This window comes from Actinoplanes sp. TBRC 11911, from assembly GCF_012933445.1.
Lineage (GTDB): Bacteria > Actinomycetota > Actinomycetes > Mycobacteriales > Micromonosporaceae > Actinoplanes.
In genome coordinates this window covers 33,027-50,371 of record NZ_JABBNC010000019.1, presented here as the reverse complement: position 1 = coordinate 50,371, position 17,345 = coordinate 33,027, and the positions used below count along the sequence as shown (strand labels likewise).

The following is a 17,345-nucleotide window of genomic DNA, read 5'->3' as shown; positions in this document are numbered from 1 at the left end:
TACCCCGGCCGGTGACCAGCACCACCGGGCATGACAACGACTTGTCACGCAACCGTCATATCGCCGGACAGCGCGTGAGAAATACAGCGCCCATCCTGGTCTCCCTGGTTCCAAGCGGAGGCCCACCCATGACTTCGGTAACCCGTGGCGACTCGCTGGTCGTGGTCACCGAACCACTGACCGGCGCGATGTTGCCGGGTTGGCAGGCGATGCTCGGCCGGGTGCTGGACGCCCGGCCGGCCCGCCTGATCATCGACCTGGCCCGTACGCCGAGCATCGACGCCGACGGGATCACCGCTCTGCTGGAAATCCATCGCCGCCTGCTCTCCGACGGCGGCCAGATGATCGTGCGCGCGCCCAACGCCCGGATCCGCCGGCTGTTCGAGCTGGCCCGGGTCAACGGCGTACTGACCCTGGAGACGGAGGCGCGCCCATGACGGCCGCCATCACCACGTCGACGAGCGCCGACGGCGACATCACGGTGGTCCGCGTCGAGGCCGACCTGACCGAGGCCCTGCGCGACGTCCTGGCGCTGGCCGGGACGAGCCGGCACCTGGTGCTGGACCTGACCGGCGTGCCGACGCTCGACCCGGAAGGCCTGGGCCTGCTGGTGCGGGCCCGGCAGCAGCTGCGCCAGGACGGCCGCGGCTGGTTGTGCCTGGCCGCCCCGTCGCGTTTCGTGCTGACGGTGCTGCACATCATGCGTCTGGAGACGGCGTTCCCGGTGTTCGCCGACCGCTTCGCCGCGGTGACCTGGCTGCGCAGTGGCACCGACGTACCGACCCCGTTCTGGGCCGGCTGAGTTTCGCCGGGCCCGACGTCCGACGGTCGTCCAAGGGGGCAGTTGGCGACCCGGACGCCGGGCGTGGCCAAGAGCGTGATTGCCCGAGTTGGCGGCTCTCGCACAACATCATGACGGTTGTGTGACGTTGCGCGCGTCGTGGAGGCTGCAAGGAGGTTGCTACCTCACACGACAAGAAGAGGAGGTGCCCGGCATGGAGTCGGCACCCACGGAATCCTCGGTCCTGGACACGGTGCGCCAAGCGGTCGACGACGGCGGCGGCGCCGGACGCGTCTTCGGCACCCCGATCACCCAGGACGGCGTCACCATGCTGCCGGTCGCCCGCATCACCGGGGGCGGCGGCGGAGGCGGTGGCGGTGGCCCCGCGCCGGGCAGCAACGGTGCCCGGCAGGAGGGATCGGGCGGCGGATTCGGCACGACCGCCCGTGGCATCGGCGTCTTCGTGCTGAAGGACGGCGAGGTCAGCTGGCGACCGGCGATCGACGTCAACCGCGTCATCCTGGGCGGCCAGATCGTCGCGGTGGTCGCTCTGCTGGTTGCTCGCAGCGTGCTGCGCCGCCGGTTGCGCAAGCACATCGACTAATCCGCTTGGTCAGAAGTCATGTCGGCTACCGGACGTTAGCCGCGGGCAGGCGTGTGGCGGGACGGATGCTGGCGATGTCATCGCCGTTCGCCCGCCAGAACGACCTGCCGAAACGCGGATCAGAGGTGTCCGATGACGTCCGACATCCGGATACGTATGAACGGTCGCGAACAGTCGTTCGCCGCGGACCGCGAGGTGCTCGTGGGTCGCGATCCGCGGCGCAACGATCTGCTCAGCGACAACCCGCTCGTGTCCCGCAGCCACGCCCGGCTGCACGCCGTCGACGGCGGCTGGGCGGTCACCGACCTCGGTAGCACGCACGGCACGTTCGCCAACGGGGAACGCGTCGACGAGTTCCGGGTCGCCGGTCCGGTCACATTGTGGCTCGGGCCGCCCGGTCGCGGCGAGATGTTGCAGGTGGATGCCGCCGACGATCGGGTACGCCCGCCGAAGCGCTGGGCGGCGTTCATCAGTTACCGCCGGTCCGACTGCGCCGGGTACGCCACGTTGCTGCACACCGCGCTGGAGCAGCAGTTCGGCGTCGGCCACGTGTTCCGCGACATCGACACGCTGATGCCGGGCACCATCTACGCCACCCGGATCCAGAACGCCATCGGCTCGTGTTCCGTGGTGATCGCGCTGATCGGGCGTGAGTGGGCCGGCCGGCTTCCCAACGGTGGCCGGCGGATCGACGACCCGTCGGACATGCTGCGCCAGGAGATCACGGCGGCCTTCCAGCACCGCGTACGCGTCATCCCCGTCCTCGTCCAGGACGCCGAGATGCCACCGTCCGAGGAGCTGCCCGAGCCGTTACGCCCGCTCGCCGAGCGGCATGCACTGCGCATCGACGACAACGGCTACGCGCATCAGGTGCCGCAGCTCATCGAGGCGATCGAACAGGCCGTCGGCCGCCCGGAGACGCCGGCGCCTCCACCGGTCGACGAACCGGCCCCGCCACCGTCACCTGCGCCGCCCGCCGACCGGGTGGCGCCGGCCTGGTGGCTGTTGCCGGTGCTGTTCGGCCTGATCGGTGGGGTCATCGCCTTCTTTGCCGTACGCCGGCGGGAACGCTCCCTCGCCAATTGGATGCTCGGCGCCGGAGTGATCCAGAGCCTGCTGCTGTGCGCGCTGTTACGGGGTGGAGCATGACGGCCGCCCCCGGCGCGGTCCCGTACCGACTGTGGATCGGCGTCACCGGCCACCGGCACCTCGCCGACGTCGAGCACGTCACGCGGGTGCTCGACGACCTGGTCGACCGGATCCCGGCGACCGTGCCGGTGTCGGATCGCACCTCGCTGCAACTCGGGGTGGTCTCGCCGCTGGCCGAGGGCGCGGACCGGCTCGTCGCCAAGGCGGTGCTGCGGCATCCGGGGGCGACGCTGGAGGTCGCTCTCCCGTTACCGCCCGAGGAGTACAAAAGGGACTTTGCCACCGAGGAGTCGCGGCAGGAGTTCGACGAGTTACTCCGGCGTGCCCAGCTCGTCACGGTGCTGCCGCAGGCGGGGAACCGGCAGGACGCGTACCAGAGGGTCGGGCATTATGTGGTCAACCGCAGCGACGTGATCATCGCGGTCTGGGATCGGGAGCCGTCGCGCGGCAAGGGTGGCACCGCCGAGATCGTCGCGCACGCCCGCGACCGAGGGACGCCGCTGTTCCTGGTGGCGCCGCAAGGCGAACCGGAGGTCGAGGAGGAGCCGGGGCACGGCTTCCCGATCAACGACTATCGCGAGATCGACGACTTCAACGACGACGAGATCCCGTCGGCCGAGTTCTCCGGCGAGATCTCCCGCCAGACCGACCGGCTGCTCACCGACAGCCGGGCGGCGGGACTGGCGGATCAGGCGGTCAAGCCCTACCTCGCCTGGTCGGTGCCGCATCTCGTCCGCGCCGATCACCTGGCGTTGCGCTATCAGCGCTTCTACCAGCGGCTGGGGAACCTGCTGTTCGGCGGCACCTTCCTGGCGGTCGCGGCGGCCGCCACGCAGGCCCTGCTCACCAGCACGTCGTGGCTGCTGGCGCTGCTCGAAGGCCTGCTCATGACGGTGCTGCTGGTGGCGGTCGTCTACGCCCGGCGACGCCGCGTGCACGCGCACTGGATCTCGTACCGCCGGCTGGCCGAACGCTACCGGATCGCCTTGTTCCAGGGCATCGCCGCGCTGGGCATCAGCCGCCTGGTCGGCTGGGACCGCATCGACATCGACCCGCCCCGCGACTGGGTGCGCCGGCTGTTCGAAGAGGTGTGGATCAGCCGGCCCACCGGGACGCTGGCCGGCTCCAATCCCGTCCAGCTGCGCGACTTCCTGCTCCGCGCGTGGCTCGACGACCAGTTCGCCTACCACGTGCGTACGGTGCGTAAATACGAACGCCGCGACCGGTTTCTCAGCCGGTCGGTGGGCATCCTGGTCGGGGTCGCCCTGGTGGTCGCGCTGGCCCGCGGCATCCCGGGCGCCGGCGACGGCGGCACGAAGGACGTGCTGATCCTGCTCGCCACCGTCGCGCCCGCGCTGGCGACCGCGCTCTCCGGCATCCGGGCGCAGCGCGAGTACCTGCGCAACGCGGAGAACTCCCGGCAGATGGCCAACCATCTCAAGGTGCTGCGCCGGCGCATGGGGATGGCCGAGGACCTGGCCACCATCCAGAACCTCACGCACACCATGGGCCTGCTCATGCTCGACGAGAACCAGGACTGGTACGCGACGATGCAGCCGCACGACCTGGAGATGCCGGTATGAGCTCAGACCTCGATGACCGCCTGCACCGGACCGAAGTCGACGGTCGTGCCGGCCGCGAGCGTGCAGCTGCGCCCGGGCGGGACGGCGAACGACGACCCGGCCCCGGTGTCGGCGCGCCAGTGCCGGTTCGCGTCGAGATTGCGCAGCCCGGTGACCCCGGGCCGGGACGGATGCCGGACCACCTCGGCGAGCGGCCGGGCGAAATCGCGGCGGGTCTCGCCGATGTGGTGCGGGTAGAGCTTGGTGTCGTGGTTGAGCAGCACCACGCCGCGCCGGGTCACCAGCCGCGGCGGCGGCGCGATCGTCGTGCCGCACCGCCAGCAGCGGGTGCCGGCCGGGTCGGCGCGGTCCCAGAAGTTCTCGTTGCCACAGCCGGGGCAGTAGTGGATGACGTCGCGCAGGTCGAGCGCGAGGTCACGCCACTGCGTCTCGCGCACCCGGCCGTTCTGCGGATCGCGCAGCCCCGCGGTGAACGCCTGAGTGAACAGGTCGCGCAGCGCCTTGGGGTACAGACCCCAGTAGACGATCGCGTTGCGGTGCACGTCCGGGTCGGGGCGATTGGTGTCGTCGGCCGGATCCCAGATGAAGACGGGCTGGTCGCCGTACAACTGCTTGTCGGCGTGCGGGTCGGTGATCTGCCCGCCGGTCTCGCGCCGGCCGAGCAGCGGATGGCTGACCATGAACAGCAGGAACAGCAGCACCGACAGCGAGTAGAGGTCGGTGGTGCTGGTCGGCAGCGCCTCACCGCGGACCACCTCGGGGGCCATGAAGCCGGTGGTGCCGAGCACCCCGGCGGCCGCTTCCCCGTCGATGCCGACGTTGTCGTTGTCGCAGATCAGCACGTTCCCGGTGGCCTCGTCCAGGAAGACGTTGCCGAAGCTGATGTCGCGATAGCAGAGGCCGATCGAGTGCAGCCGGTGGAAGCCGTCAGCGAGCTGGTACGCGGCCGTCGCCAGCGCCCGGAAGCTTGGCGTGATCGACTGATGCATCAGCTCGACCAGGCCCTTGAACTCGGGGCCGCGCAGCGGCATCAGATATCCGAAGCCGCCGGCCTCGGACACCGCGATGTCCTCCGGCCAGAGGAACTGTTTGGACGGCGGGTCCAGCCGGATCAGCTCCTGCAGGCTGTCCCATTGCGACCGGGTGGCCCAGGCCGGGAAATACCACTTCAGCGCGTGCCGGCGCAGATCGCCGGCGGCGCCCGTGACGACCTCGTAGACCTCGCCTTGGCCGCCCTCGCCGAGCCGCCGCTCGACGACGCAGGTCGTGCGGTGTGCCTGCAGATTGATCGAAGCACCCGGACGAAGGATTTCCGTCGTCATCTCGCCGCTCCCCCCAAGGTGCTTCATTCTCGCAAGATTTTCGCCCGAAACGAAGGTGCGCAGAGAGGACCGCGACCATGGACCGACCGGGTGGACCGCTGTCCAGCCGTCCGCTGCACTTCTTCTGGATCACCGACTGCTCGGGCTCTATGGCGAGCGGCGGCAAGATCCAGTCGTTGAACAGCGCGATCCGCGAGGCCCTCCCGCACATGCGGCGGGTCGCGCACGAGAACCCCAACGCGCAGGTGCTGGTACGGGTGCTGACGTTCGCCACCAACGCGCGCTGGCTCACCGCCGCGCCGGTGCCGATCGAGCAGTTCACCTGGACGGACCTGCAGGCCGGCGGCGTTACCGACCTCGGGCGGGCGCTGACGATGGTGGCCGACGCCCTCAAGGTGCCGCCGATGTCCGCGCGGGCCCTGCAACCGGTCCTGGCGGTCGTCTCGGACGGCCGGCCCACCGACCGCTTCGAGGAGGGGCTCGCCGAACTGCTGCGGCAGCCGTGGGGCGCGCGATCGATCCGGATCGCCATCGCGATCGGCGGCGACGCCGACCATCACGTGCTCAACCGTTTCATCGGTGATCCGCAGCGGCAGCCGCTGACCGCGAACAACTCCGCCGAGCTCGTCGAGCTCATCCGGTGGGTCTCCACCGCGCCGGTCAAGCTGGCCAGCTCCGCGGCCGTGGCCGCCACGGCGGCCGACCTGTCCGGCCCGCCCTACATCCCGACGGCGGTCCCGGCGACCGACGACATCGCCGCGACCGCCTGGTAGCACCGGAGGTGCACCGTGACGGGTACGAAGCTGTCCGCGCAGGTGTTCGGGCGCTCGGTGCGGGGCGCCTCGCACGTTCGTACGGACATGACCAACCAGGACGCGATGACCTGGTCGCCGGCGTCCGGCCGGGGCCAGGCCCTGGTCGTCGCGGTGGCCGACGGGCACGGTAGCCCGAAGAGCCTGCGCAGCGACCGGGGTTCCCGGATGGCGGCCGGGATCGCCGTCGCCGTCCTCGAGTCGATGCTGCCCGCACTCCGCGAAGACCAGCTGGACCGGGCAGCCCGGGCGATCACCGCCCGGTGGGTCCACGACGTGCGCGCCGACCTGGCGCGAAAGCCGCTGACCGAGGCCGATCTGTCCGATCTCGACGGACGCGAGCGCCGCGATCTCGCCGCCAACCCCCTGCTCGCGTACGGGACCACACTGCTGGCCGCCGTCGTCACGCCTACCGGGGTTCTCTACCTGCAACTGGGCGACGGCGACATCGTTTTCGTGGCCCGCGACGGGGGTGCCTGGCTGCCGCTGCCGGCGGATCATCGCAACGCGGGCAACGAGACGCTCTCGTTGTGCCTGCCCGGTGCCGAGCGCGCGTTCCGTACCGGGGTCGCGGCGCTGGACCGAGCCCCGCAGATGATCCTGCTGTCCACCGACGGCTTCGCGAACTCGTATCAGAACGAGGACGCGTTCCTGGCCTTCGGCACCGACCTCCTCGGCATGATCAGGGCCAGCGGGGTGCCGGCCGTGGAGGACAGCCTCGAGGGATGGCTCCAGGAGACGACCGAGCACGGCTCCGGGGACGACGTCACGCTCGCGGTCGTGGTGCTGGCCCTGCCCGCCGGGGTGGGTATCGCGTCGGCGCCGGTCGCCGCCACACCGGTGACCGCGCGCATCCCGGTGCCTACCCGACCGGCGCGGAAGGTCGTCGGTACGGCGCCCGCACCGGTCCCGTCCTACCGGCCCGCCGTGACGCCGGACGCGGGACGCCATCGGGAACGGGCACGCCTGGTCGCGCTCTCCGTGGTCCTGGGCGCTGCCGCGGTGGTGTCCTCGCTGGTGCTGGCGGTGACCCTGCTCCGGGGCGGCGACGAGCCCGGGGACGAACCGACGACCACACCGCCGCCGGTCGCCGCGGCACCGGCCACGCCGGCGCCGCTACCGACCGCGTTGCTCGCGACGACGCAGCGTGGCGCGACGAGCTTCGGGCTCGATGACGACGGCTACCTCTGGCTCCAATCGCCCGGCTCGACCTGGCAGCGCCAGGACAAGTACGGCAACGGGTGGGGGAACTTCTGGTCGGAGAGCGACGGCGTCCACGTGCGCGGCGAAAAGGGCGAATTGATCCTCAGTCTCACCGCCGACATCGCACCCCCCGAAAAACCCGTGCCGACCATCGGGAGGACGACATGAATCCACAGGTCAGACAGCAACTCATGGAGCTCGTCCGGGGCGGCGACACGATCGTGCTGCGGGACGCGAGCCGGGTCCGCGCGATCCTCGCCGACGCCGCGCCGGACTCGACGAAGGAGATCGCGGCCCTCGCGGCGGCGGTGGAGGAGAGCGTGCCGCCGAGCATCACCGGCTCGACCGGCTCACTCTCAGTCGAGGGCAGCATCGACCGGCTGGCCCGGACCCTCGCGGACCGGCGAGCGCTGTCGCTGGGCGCGGCGACCTGGGCCGTTCGGTCCTGGGCGTGGGTCCTCGAGAAGGGCCCGCCCCCGGACGACGCCATCGTCGACGACGGCGACCCGGCCGCGCCGCCGATGCGGGCCGGCCCACGGCAGACCCTGCGGGAAATCCTGGCCACGTACGGGCCGGGAGTGCAACGGGACGTGAGCCGGCTGCGCGCGCTGCTCGCCGACCTGGCGCCCGGGTTCCGGCGCGAGCAGGCCGCGCTGTCGGCGGCCGCCGAGGAGCGGATCCCGGACCGCATCGAGGCGCGCTCCCAGCCGGACGGCCCGCTGCTGGTGGCCCCGCTCGCGGACCGGTTGGTGGCCCGGCAGGCGTTGAGCACGGACGCCGCGACCTGGGCGGTCGCGTCGTGGGCTTGGGTGCTCGGCGCCGGCCCCGAGCCGGCCGACAGCGCGGCGGACGCGCGGTCGCAGGGATCGGCGCCGCCGCCGTTCACGCAGTCGCCGCCGCCGCAGCCCGCCCCGGCCCCGGCGGCGTGGCAGGCCGACGGTCCTGTCGCCGAGGAACCGCCTACGCCACCGCCGTGGAGCGCTGCCGGTGCCGAGCCGCCGCCGGAACGCCCGCGCAAACGCCGGCGCCGCCGCCAGGTCCTCCTCGTCGCGGGCATCCTCCTGGTGCTGTCCGGCGGCTCCGCGGCCATCGCCGCCGCCAGCCAGGACAACGGCTACACGTACACACCGACCTACCCGGCGCCGGCCACCGACAGCACCACCACGCCGTACGACCCGACGCCGACGACGCCGGCCCCGACCACCACGACCGCGTCGACCTGGCCCGAGTTCATCCAGAACACGTTCTACGCGCCGTCCAGCTCCTGCCAGCCGGTCACCACGAACATCGACGGCGTCGAGTACGCCATGATGTGCGAGCTCACCGACGACCGGAGCGGCAGCACGGTCAGCGATTCGGTGGTCGTCCGCTACATGGGCTGGTCGTCGAAGTCCGAGATGGACGCCTTCCTCGACGAGGACAAAACGGCCGACTCCTACGACGAGTCGACCTGGTCGTTCACCACGAACAACTCCGTCACGCAGGGCCGGCTGATCAAATTCATCAACGACGGGGAGAGCGCGATCGATTGGAGCTACGAAACCAAACTGCTCACCGGCGAGGCGCAGTCCACCATCTCACAGTCCGAGCTGGCCGACTGGTGGACCAGCGCCACCGTGGAATAGCGGCCGCGATGAGTGACCTTTGTCATGGTGATTCACCCGCCTTACACGGGTTTCACGATCCCTAAAGGTAACCTGCCCGCCGTGGCTTTCCGGTTCCGACGACGCGATCACAATGTCTTTACGAACGCGACCTCACTGCTGATCTGTGGGTTGCTGGCCGGGGTGGTGCTGGCGGCCGCGGCCTTCCCCGCCGCCGCTTTGTCCGGCCTCTCCGTCAAGGCGGGTGACAAGGCGTTCGCCGCGCTGCCCAGCCAGCTCAACGCTTTCAGCTCGCCGCAGATCACCAGGGTGTACGCGTCCGATAACAAGACGCAGATCGCGGTGATGTACGACGAGTTCCGCAGTGACGTCCCACTGTCACAGATCTCGGTCAACGTGCAGAACGCGATCGTCGCCGCCGAGGACCGCGACTTCTACCACAACAACGGCGTGGACATCAAAGGCACGATCCGCGCGTTCGTGAACAACTCGAACGGCGGCGACAAACAGGGTGCGTCCACCCTGACCATGCAGTACGTGCGGATGGCGCTGACCTACTCGGCGACCGATCCGCAAGAGGTCGTCGCGGCCACCGAGGACACTCCGAAGCGCAAGATCACCGAGATGAAGTATGCGATGCAGGTCGAGAAAGAGATGACCAAGCAGCAGATTCTCGAGAAGTACCTGAACATTGCGCCGTTCGGTAACCGTGCGTATGGCATCTACGCCGCGAGCGAGATCTATTTCGGCAAGAACCCGAAGGATCTGGACGTCGCGCAGGCCGCGTTGCTGGCCGGCATGGTCAAGGCGCCGACCAGCTTCAACCCGACGACATCGACGGGCTACCCGCAGGCCGTGGCACGCCGCAAGTACGTGCTCGACGGCATGGTGACCACCGGTGCCATCACGCCGGCGCAGGAACAGGCCGCGCTGAAGGAGCCGATTCCGCGCAGGGTCAAGACGGTCGGCAACGGCTGCGTCTCGGTCGACAAGAACGAGTGGGGCTTCTTCTGCGACTACTTCGACCGGTGGTGGCTGAGCCAGCAGGCGTTCGGCGCGACGACGTACGACCGGGAGCAGCGGCTCATCGACGGCGGGTACCGGATCGTCACGACCATGGACGTCAAGGCCACCGAGGCCGCGCACAAGCGGATCACCCAGCAGATCGGGAACAACAACAAGGACGCGCTGATGCTGGCCGCGGTCGAACCGGGCACCGGCGCGGTGCTGGCGCTCGCCGCGAACCGCAGCTACAAGCTGGACGACTCGAAGAACCATCTGTCGTCGGACCCGGTCAAGCGGGAACACGGTGTCAAGGGCACCTACCCCAACACCACCAACCCGATCATCAGCGGCGGCGGCGACGTCGACGGCTATCAGGCGGGCTCGACGTTCAAGCTGTTCACCATGGTGGCCGCGTTGAAGGCCGGCATCCCGCTGACCAAGACGATCGACGCGCAGGTCCAGGCGAAGACCCACTACATCGTGGAGCCGGGCAGCCCGGCCGCCTGCGCCGGCACGAGCTTCTACTGCCCCGGCAACGCCGGTGAGAGCGAAGCGGGCACGTACAACATGTGGGGCGCCTTCGGGCACTCGGTGAACACGTACTTCGTGCCGCTCGAGGAGGAGGTCGGCGCGCAGAACGTCGTCAAGACGGCGCAGGACATGGGCATCCAGTTCCGTGCCTCCAACGACGCGAAGCTGGCCGAGCCCGGCAACGCCGAGCAGTGGGGCGCCTTCACGCTGGGCGTCTCCGAGTCCACCCCGCTCGACCTCGCCAACGCATACGCCACCCTGGCCGGCGACGGCAAGTACTGCACGCCGACCCCAGTGCGGGAGATCGTCGACCGGAACAACCAGAAGATCGACGTCGGCAGCCCGAACTGCAAGCAGGTCTTCTCGCCGGACGTGGCCCGGATGGCGCTCGACGCCGCCCGCTGCCCGGTCGGCGACTCGGCCCAGCTCGGCACCTGCGGCGGGTCCGGCACGGCGCCCCAGGCGCACGGCATCGTCGACCACCCGGTGTTCGGCAAGACCGGTACCACCGACAGCGAGAAGACCGCCGCGCTGATCCTCGGCACCTCCTCGATCGTGGTGGGCGGCTATCTCGCCGACACCGACTGGCCACAGACGAACCAGCACATGTCCCACAACGTCGTCAACCCGGCGGTGTGGAACACGGTGGCCGACTACATGAAGGGCAAACCGAGCGTCCAGTTCAAGACGCCCGGCGAACGTTAGGCCGACAGCGCCTCGGTGGGGTTGAGCCGCGCGGCGCGCATCGCTGGGTAGACACCGGCCACGACGCCGACCAGCAGCGCGCCGCCGACCCCCGCGCCCACCGCCCAGCCCGGGACGGCCGGGGGCCAGCGCTGCCAGGTGGCGTAACCGAGGGTGGCGGCCGTCCCGATCACGGTGCCGGCCGCGCCCCCGAGCAGGGCGAGCGCCACCGACTCCGCCAGGAACTGGATGCGGATCTGACCTCGGTGGGCGCCGAGCGCGCGGCGCAGGCCGATCTCGCGCCGGCGTTCGAGCACCGAGATGACCATGGTGTTGGCCACGCCGATGCCGCCGACCAGCAGCGACACCCCGGCGAGGCCGAGCAGCAGCGCGCCGAAGGTGCTCTCGGTGGCCCGCTTGGCGATCAGCGCGTCGGACGGCCGGCTGACCTGCACCAGCCCGGGCAGCTGCGGGTTGACGGTGGCCGGCAGCACCGCCCGCACCTGTTCCAGCGCGCGTTCGTCGCAGCGGACGTAGAGGACCGTCGGGTGGCCGTCGAAGCCGAGCTGGGTGACCGCGGCGTCCCAGCCGACCAGCACGGACTGGTCCAGGTCGGGGGCCAGCGGGATCGGGGCCAGGATCCCGATCACGGTGAACCAGCGGTTGCCGATGCTCACCTGGGGTGCCGGCTCGCCCGGCGACACCCGGTCGTATCCGAGCCGGCTCGCCGCCTGGGCGCCGAGCACGACGGTCGGGAAATGCTCGGTGGTGGCGTTCAGGAAGGCACCGGAGAGCAGGTGCCCGTTCACCGCGGGCAGCAGGTCGGTTCGGCTGGCGAGCACGCTCAGGCCGGAGCCGTCGTACGGGTCGACCAGGTCGGAGCGGCGCACCACGGAGTGCACGTTGGCGACCGCGCTGACCCGGTTGACCGGGGCGATCCGGGCGGTCATCGCGACCGACGTCGTCGGGAGCGGGACGGGTTGGTCGCCCTGCGACTCCGGCTCGACGCGCAGCAGGTTGGTGCCGAGGGCGGCCAGTCGCTCGTTGAGGGCCCGCTGGCTGGACGCCGGGATGCCGGTCACGATGATCATGGTGGCGATGCCGATGGCGATGCCCAGCGCGGACAGGGCGGCCCGCAGCCGCCGGGTGCGGATGCCGAGCAGGCCGAGGCGTACGACGTCACCGGGGGGAAGTCTCATTGCGGTACCTCGCTGACGATCCGGCCGTCCCGCATCGCCACGCGCCGCGGCAGCCGGGCCGCGATGTCACGGTCGTGGGTGATGACGGCGATCGTGGCGCCGTCGGCGTTGAGCGTTTCGAACAGTTCGAGGACGGATTCGCCGGTCGCCGTGTCGAGGGCGCCGGTGGGTTCGTCCGCGAGCACCAGCGTGGGCCGGTTGACCACCGCGCGGGCGATCGCGACGCGCTGTTTCTCGCCGCCGGAGAGCTGGTGCGGGCGGTGCTGCAGGCGGTGCGACAGGCCGACCCGGTCGAGCGCCTCGGCGGCCAGCGGACGGCGCTTGCGGCGCGGCACCCCGGCGTAGAGCAGTCCGGTGGCGACGTTCTCCACCGCGCTCAGCCCGTCGGTGAGGTGGAACTGCTGGAACACGAAGCCGATCCGCTGCCCGCGGAGTTCGGACAGGCGCCGGTCGGAGAGCTCGGTGACGTCCTGCCCGTCGATCCGGACCGTGCCGCTGGTCGGCCGGTCCAGGGTTCCCATGACGTTGAGCAGGGTGGACTTGCCGGAACCGGACGGGCCGACGATGGCCAGCAGGTCGCCCTGGCGCACGGTCAGCGAGACCATGTCGAGCGCGGTGACCCCGCCCGGGTAGGCCCGGGTGACCGCCTCGACCGCGAGGAGGGCCGTCACGGGGTCGTCACCACGGTCATGCCCTCGGTGATGTCCGGGCCGCTGACCTCCACCATCCCGCTCGCGAAGAGGCCGGTCCCGGCCGCGACCAGCGAGCCGTCGGGACGCTGCATGGCGTACCCGCCCTCCCGCAGCGCGACCAGTGCGCCGACCGGGACCGCGAGCACGCCCTTGCGGGTGATGGTCGTGAAACGCACCTGCACGGGTGCCGTGTCGAATCCGGTGACCGCCTTGGACGGTGTGACGAAGACGGTCATTTTCGGTTGGTCGTCGTCGCTGCTCACCACCTGACCGATCGCGGTGATCTTGCCGGGCACGGACTTGCCGTCCGGCAGCGTGATCGTCGCCGCGAGCCCGGTGTGCAGGGCGGACGCGTCCGTCGGGCTCATCGGCACCGACACCACCTTGGTGGTCGAGCTGACCGAGAGCACCGGCCCGTCCGCCGGGTCGCCGAGCTGGGCGGTCACCGCGCTGACCCGGCCGGGCGCGGCGAGCACCACGGCCTGACCGGGTTGTAGCACGCCCGGACCGGGCAGGTCCAGATCCTTCTGCCAGCGTTTCAGCGCGGCCAGCAGCGACGCATCGGAGACGTTGCCGTCGTGCGCCGCGGTCGAGTGGTAGCCGAGCGCGGTCAGGTTGTGCCGTAGCTCGAGCACGTCGCCGCCGGTCAGCCCGGGTTTGTCGATCGGCCGGAACAGCGGGGTGTCGCCGTACAGCACGACCACCGGCTGGTCGTTCACCCGGAACAGGGCCTTGCCGCGGGCGGTCTTGGTGCCGACCGCCGGGAGTTTCGTCAGCACCCCGGCGCCGGTGCCCTTGACCGGCTGGGCCGAGCCGAAGCCGAGTGTCCCGGCGACCATCCGAGTGTCGCTGAGATCAACCTTCCGGACCTGGGTCGTGGTGAGTGTGGGGTTCGCCGCGGCACCGGTCGGCGCCGGATGCGGCCGCAGCGTGACCAGCGCGACCGCGCCACCGATCAGCGCGAGCGTCGCCACCGCCGCGAGGATCGCCTTGGTCATTTGCCGCCGCCGAACGCCTCGAGCAGGCAGGACTTCTCGATGTCGGCCTCGTTGTCCGGAACCACGGTGTCCGACGAGTCCCAGGTCCACTCGCCCGGCTTCGTGACGTGCACCATCATGCCGTGCGCGCGCAGGCACTCGACGTTGTCGTTCCACTGGGCCGCGTAGTTGGGGTTCCGGTCCGCGTCCAGTTCCGGCGGCTGCTGCGGCAGCTTGCCGGCACAGGCCACGTACGCCGACTTGGGCTCGCCGGACTGGTCCAGTCGCCGGCCGGGACCGTTGCCAACCGCGCCGGGCTGATCCACCGGGTTGACCTTCACACCGTGCGCGACCAGGCAGTCGTCGTAAGCGGTGAAGAGCCGGTCACGCTCGGCATCACTGGTGTCGAGGCGCAGCTGGGGCCGATTTGTCGCGGTCGTAGCGGCGGACGACGACGGTGTGGCGCCGCTGCCCAACGTCGCCACCTGTGGATCGGAGGGCGAACCGCAGGCGGCGACGGTGAGGGCGGCGAGGAGGACGGCGGTCCGCCGAATCAGAATCATGCCCGCACATTTGCCGTGACTTGTCAGAATCCTGTTGTGCTCCGGTAGTCCTCCGGTGCTGAGCCGATCAGCTGGGCGCGGTCCGGCCTAGACTCGCCGCCGTGTGTGCGTACGTGCTGGTCGCCGAGGACGATCCGAAGCAGGCCGAGCTGGTGCGGCGCTATCTGGAACACGAGGGGCACGCGGTCGCGGTGGTCGGCGACGGCCGGGCCGCGCTGGAAGAGGTGCGGCGCAGCGCCCCCGACCTGATGGTGCTGGACGTGATGATGCCCCGGGTCGACGGCCTCGACGTCTGCCGCATCCTGCGCACCGAGTCGGACCTTCCGGTGCTCATGCTGACCGCCCGCACCAGCGAGGACGACCTGCTGCTGGGCCTCGATCTGGGCGCCGACGACTACCTGACCAAGCCGTACAGTCCGCGCGAGCTGGCCGCCCGGGTCCGCACGCTGCTGCGCCGGACGAAACCGCCGGCCAAGACCCACGATCCGGTCCTGCGGGTGGGCAACCTCCAGATCGATCCCGTACGCCACGAGGTGCGCGCCGACGGCACCGAGGTCATCTGCACGCCGGGCGAGTTCCACCTGCTCGAGGCGCTGGCCGCCGAACCGGGCCGGGTCTTCAGCCGCGACCAGCTGCTCCGCCACCTGCACGGCTTCGACTCGTACGTGACGGTCCGAACCGTCGACGTGCACGTGATGAACCTGCGCCGCAAGATCGAGCGAGACCCCCGGCATCCCGTACGCCTGATGACCGTCTACGGCATCGGCTACAAGCTGGCCGATGCCTGAGCCCCGCAGCCTGCTGGTCAAGCTGCTCGTCGTCTCGGCCGTCGTCTCGCTGCTCTCCGTCGCGGCCACCGCCTGGCTGGCGGTCCGGACCACGGCCCGCGCGATCCAGCAGGAACAGGGCCAGGCATTGTCCGACGACGCCCGGATCTACGACGCGCTGCTCGGCTACGCCGCCACCCACCCGGACTGGTCCGGCGTCGGCACGCTGCTCGGCACGCTGTCGCGGGAGACCGGCCACCGGGTCACGCTCACCGACCGGGCCGGCACCCCGATCGCCGGGCCCACCGGCGCGCTGCCCGGCCGGGCCTCCGCGACGGTCGACCCGCTCAGTGTGGACGCGCACCTGAGGCCGGCCGCGTCGGACGACCGGATCGATCCCCGCGCGGTGGGCCCGTTCCGGCTGCCCACCGCCGAGCGGACCCGGCTGCACGAGGTCGCCGGCCGGGTGGTGCGGTGCCTGCGCGCACCACCGGCCGCCACGGCGCCGGCCGCGGCACCGGCGGTTGCGGCACCGGCCGCACCGTTGTCCGAGGGACGCAACGCGGAGGTCGTCGACGAGCCGAGCGGCCGGCCACGGATCGAGACACCGGGCAGCGATCTGAGCACCGACGTCGCGTGCGCCGGCCCCCGGGCCAACCTGGCCGCGCCGACCGCCACCGAGAAGCGGGCTCTCGACCAGCTGGACAAACTGGTGAACGGCTGCCTCGCGCGGCGGGACGTCCCGGCCGTGCTCGTCGGGCTGGAACACTCCTGGGTCTGGGCGGATCCGGCGTCGGTGCGGGCCGGCGCGAGCCGTAACCAGATCGTCGCGGACTGCGTGGCCGCGTCCCGGCGCGAACAGCTGGCACCGTTCGTCGCGTCGGCCGCGCTGCTGTTCGTGACCACACCGGGGCCACCCGCGCCGAGCGGTTTCGACCTGTCGCCGGTCAACCGCGCCCGGATCATCGCGGTCACCGCTGCGGTCCTGCTGGTCGCCGTCGGGGTGACCACGCTGGTCGGGGTGCGCCTGGTGCGCCCGTTGCGGGCGCTGACCACGGCGGCCGGGCGGATGCGCGACGGCGACGGCACGGCCCGGGTCGCGGTCACCGGACGCGACGAGATCGCCCGGCTGGGGGCCGCTTTCAACGACATGGCCGAGCGCCGGCGCCAGGTCGAGGAGCTGCGGCGGGCCATGGTGGGCGACGTGGCGCACGAGATGCGTACCCCGGTGACCAACATCCGGGGCTGGCTGGAGGCGGCCGAGGACGGTGTGGTGCCGCTCGACCGGGAGTTGATGTCGTCGCTGCTCGAGGAGGCGCTGCTGCTCCAGCATGTGATCGACGATCTGCAGGACCTCTCCGCCGCGGACGCGGGTGAGCTGCGCCTGCACCCGCAGCTGGTGAACCTCGCCGAGTTGCTGCCCGCGGTCGTCGACGCGTTCGCCGGGGCGGCCGGGCGGGCCGGGGTCGCGCTCGTTGTGCACGCGCCCGCGGCGCTGGTCACCGCCGATCCGATCCGGCTACGCCAGGCCGTGGGCAACCTCGTCACCAACGCCATCCGGCACACGCCAGCCGGGGGGCGGGTCACGGTGTCGACGCGTACCGAGGAAGGAGCGCAAGTGATCGATGTGGCCGACACCGGACCGGGGTTGTCGGACGCGGAGCGGACGCTGGTCTTCGAACGTTTCTGGCGTGCCGAGAAGTCGCGCAGCCGGCAGACCGGCGGCAGCGGGCTGGGCCTGTCGATCGTCCGGAAGCTGATCGAGGCGCACGGCGGCACCGCGACCGTGACCAGCGAACCGGGCGCCGGCGCGACGTTCACGCTGCGGCTGCCGCGCTGACGGAAACGCCTACGGTTTGCGCGCCACAG

Annotated in this window: 16 protein-coding genes; 11 read left to right on the top strand and 5 right to left on the bottom strand. The window is 71.0% G+C overall.

Annotated features, from left to right (window positions below; all coding sequences use genetic code 11):
* Window positions 1–128 precede the first annotated feature (128 nt).
* From HH310_RS24290 to HH310_RS24270, 5 genes are all read left to right on the top strand, one after another.
* Complete coding sequence (locus tag HH310_RS24290; RefSeq protein WP_169177941.1) at window positions 129–437, top strand: STAS domain-containing protein; 309 nt, start codon at window positions 129–131, stop codon at window positions 435–437.
* The gene (locus HH310_RS24285) at window positions 434–802 is read left to right on the top strand and encodes an STAS domain-containing protein (protein ID WP_169177940.1); all 369 of its coding nucleotides are present in this window, start codon (window positions 434–436) and stop codon (window positions 800–802) included. The genes HH310_RS24290 and HH310_RS24285 overlap by 4 nt, the downstream gene beginning before the upstream one ends.
* A gap of 193 nt (window positions 803–995) precedes the next feature.
* Window positions 996–1,385, top strand: coding sequence for a sporulation protein (locus HH310_RS24280; RefSeq protein ID WP_248294364.1), 390 nt, complete (start codon window positions 996–998; stop codon window positions 1,383–1,385).
* A gap of 132 nt (window positions 1,386–1,517) precedes the next feature.
* Window positions 1,518–2,534 carry an FHA domain-containing protein gene (locus HH310_RS24275; RefSeq protein ID WP_169177939.1) on the top strand — a complete coding sequence of 339 codons (1,017 nt, stop codon included), beginning with the start codon at window positions 1,518–1,520 and terminating at the stop codon, window positions 2,532–2,534.
* Window positions 2,531–4,117 carry a hypothetical protein gene (locus tag HH310_RS24270; protein WP_169177938.1) on the top strand — a complete coding sequence of 529 codons (1,587 nt, stop codon included), beginning with the start codon at window positions 2,531–2,533 and terminating at the stop codon, window positions 4,115–4,117. Before HH310_RS24275 ends, HH310_RS24270 begins: the two co-directional genes overlap by 4 nt.
* Window positions 4,118–4,119: 2 nt before the next feature.
* Here HH310_RS24270 and HH310_RS24265 read toward each other — a convergent pair whose 3' ends face one another.
* A complete protein-coding gene (locus HH310_RS24265; protein WP_169177937.1) occupies window positions 4,120–5,439 on the bottom strand; it encodes a protein kinase domain-containing protein in 1,320 nt (439 codons plus the stop codon).
* Between the two features lie 77 nt (window positions 5,440–5,516).
* On the opposite strand from HH310_RS24265, the gene HH310_RS24260 reads away from it, so the two are divergent.
* From HH310_RS24260 to HH310_RS24245, 4 genes are all read left to right on the top strand, one after another.
* Window positions 5,517–6,212, top strand: coding sequence for a VWA domain-containing protein (locus tag HH310_RS24260; protein WP_169177936.1), 696 nt, complete (start codon window positions 5,517–5,519; stop codon window positions 6,210–6,212).
* Window positions 6,213–6,227: 15 nt separating this feature from the next.
* Window positions 6,228–7,622, top strand: coding sequence for a PP2C family serine/threonine-protein phosphatase (locus tag HH310_RS24255; protein ID WP_169177935.1), 1,395 nt, complete (start codon window positions 6,228–6,230; stop codon window positions 7,620–7,622).
* A 23-nt stretch (window positions 7,623–7,645) separates the two neighbouring features.
* Complete coding sequence (locus tag HH310_RS24250) at window positions 7,646–9,079, top strand: hypothetical protein (protein ID WP_169177934.1); 1,434 nt, start codon at window positions 7,646–7,648, stop codon at window positions 9,077–9,079.
* Window positions 9,080–9,151: 72 nt separating this feature from the next.
* Window positions 9,152–11,299: a transglycosylase domain-containing protein gene (locus HH310_RS24245; RefSeq protein WP_396027539.1), complete on the top strand. Its 2,148-nt coding sequence runs from the start codon at window positions 9,152–9,154 to the stop codon at window positions 11,297–11,299.
* Here HH310_RS24245 and HH310_RS24240 read toward each other — a convergent pair.
* From HH310_RS24240 to HH310_RS24225, 4 genes are all read right to left on the bottom strand, one after another.
* Window positions 11,296–12,477, bottom strand: coding sequence for an ABC transporter permease (locus HH310_RS24240; RefSeq protein WP_169177932.1), 1,182 nt, complete (start codon window positions 12,475–12,477; stop codon window positions 11,296–11,298). The two genes, HH310_RS24245 and HH310_RS24240, sit on opposite strands and share 4 nt — an antisense overlap.
* On the bottom strand, window positions 12,474–13,082 hold the full coding sequence (locus HH310_RS24235) for an ABC transporter ATP-binding protein (protein ID WP_169178035.1): 609 nt from the start codon (window positions 13,080–13,082) through the stop codon (window positions 12,474–12,476). The genes HH310_RS24240 and HH310_RS24235 overlap by 4 nt, the downstream gene beginning before the upstream one ends.
* Window positions 13,083–13,144: 62 nt before the next feature.
* On the bottom strand, window positions 13,145–14,167 hold the full coding sequence (locus HH310_RS24230) for an HlyD family efflux transporter periplasmic adaptor subunit (protein WP_169177931.1): 1,023 nt from the start codon (window positions 14,165–14,167) through the stop codon (window positions 13,145–13,147).
* Window positions 14,164–14,709, bottom strand: coding sequence for a hypothetical protein (locus HH310_RS24225; RefSeq protein ID WP_169177930.1), 546 nt, complete (start codon window positions 14,707–14,709; stop codon window positions 14,164–14,166). The genes HH310_RS24230 and HH310_RS24225 overlap by 4 nt, the downstream gene beginning before the upstream one ends.
* 101 nt (window positions 14,710–14,810) lie before the next feature.
* On the opposite strand from HH310_RS24225, the gene HH310_RS24220 reads away from it, so the two are divergent.
* Both HH310_RS24220 and HH310_RS24215 read left to right on the top strand, forming a co-directional pair.
* A complete protein-coding gene (locus HH310_RS24220; protein ID WP_169177929.1) occupies window positions 14,811–15,497 on the top strand; it encodes a response regulator transcription factor in 687 nt (228 codons plus the stop codon).
* Complete coding sequence (locus HH310_RS24215) at window positions 15,490–17,316, top strand: cell wall metabolism sensor histidine kinase WalK (protein WP_169177928.1); 1,827 nt, start codon at window positions 15,490–15,492, stop codon at window positions 17,314–17,316. Before HH310_RS24220 ends, HH310_RS24215 begins: the two co-directional genes overlap by 8 nt.
* Window positions 17,317–17,345 lie beyond the last annotated feature (29 nt).

Bases quoted from the DNA above. Each gene is read 5' to 3' on its own strand.
- HH310_RS24290 (WP_169177941.1), top strand. From the start codon at position 129: ATGACTTCGGTAACCCGTGGCGACTCGCTGGTCGTGGTCACCGAACCA.
- HH310_RS24285 (WP_169177940.1), top strand. From the start codon at position 434: ATGACGGCCGCCATCACCACGTCGACGAGCGCCGACGGCGACATCACG.
- HH310_RS24280 (WP_248294364.1), top strand. From the start codon at position 996: ATGGAGTCGGCACCCACGGAATCCTCGGTCCTGGACACGGTGCGCCAA.
- HH310_RS24275 (WP_169177939.1), top strand. From the start codon at position 1,518: ATGACGTCCGACATCCGGATACGTATGAACGGTCGCGAACAGTCGTTC.
- HH310_RS24270 (WP_169177938.1), top strand. From the start codon at position 2,531: ATGACGGCCGCCCCCGGCGCGGTCCCGTACCGACTGTGGATCGGCGTC.
- HH310_RS24265 (WP_169177937.1), bottom strand. From the start codon at position 5,439: ATGACGACGGAAATCCTTCGTCCGGGTGCTTCGATCAATCTGCAGGCA.
- HH310_RS24260 (WP_169177936.1), top strand. From the start codon at position 5,517: ATGGACCGACCGGGTGGACCGCTGTCCAGCCGTCCGCTGCACTTCTTC.
- HH310_RS24250 (WP_169177934.1), top strand. From the start codon at position 7,646: ATGGAGCTCGTCCGGGGCGGCGACACGATCGTGCTGCGGGACGCGAGC.
- HH310_RS24240 (WP_169177932.1), bottom strand. From the start codon at position 12,477: ATGAGACTTCCCCCCGGTGACGTCGTACGCCTCGGCCTGCTCGGCATC.
- HH310_RS24235 (WP_169178035.1), bottom strand. From the start codon at position 13,082: ATGGTCTCGCTGACCGTGCGCCAGGGCGACCTGCTGGCCATCGTCGGC.
- HH310_RS24230 (WP_169177931.1), bottom strand. From the start codon at position 14,167: ATGACCAAGGCGATCCTCGCGGCGGTGGCGACGCTCGCGCTGATCGGT.
- HH310_RS24225 (WP_169177930.1), bottom strand. From the start codon at position 14,709: ATGATTCTGATTCGGCGGACCGCCGTCCTCCTCGCCGCCCTCACCGTC.
- HH310_RS24215 (WP_169177928.1), top strand. From the start codon at position 15,490: ATGCCTGAGCCCCGCAGCCTGCTGGTCAAGCTGCTCGTCGTCTCGGCC.